The sequence below is a fragment of the Mesorhizobium sp. M7A.F.Ca.MR.362.00.0.0 genome, from assembly GCF_004023175.1.
Lineage (GTDB): Bacteria > Pseudomonadota > Alphaproteobacteria > Rhizobiales > Rhizobiaceae > Mesorhizobium.
The window spans coordinates 1-262 of record NZ_RZTF01001045.1 but is presented as its reverse complement, the minus strand read 5'-3'; the positions used below and the strand labels follow the sequence as shown (position 1 = coordinate 262).

Annotated in this window: 1 pseudogene; it reads left to right on the top strand. The window is 58.4% G+C overall.

The annotated features are described in order from the left end of the window. Positions 1-70: 70 nt before the first annotated feature. Positions 71-262, top strand: a pseudogene (locus tag EOC06_RS39055) (LLM class flavin-dependent oxidoreductase); the annotation flags it as partial.

Below are 262 nucleotides of genomic sequence, written 5' to 3'. Positions count from 1 at the left end.
AGCCTGTGTTGCCCGTCTGAACGGCCCCCCAAGACCTGTCGCTCAGCATCACCACCCAGGAGGACGAACTATGCCCGCCGAAAAACGACAGTTGAACCTCAACCTTTTCATCTATCCTGGCGGCCATCATGAAGCCGGCTGGCGCTACAAGGATTCCGCCCCTGAGAGAGTGCTGGATATCGCCTATTATCAGGAACTGGCGAAAAAGGCCGAGGCGAGCAAATTCGACGCGCTGTTCTTTGCCGATGGGCCCGCGCTTGCC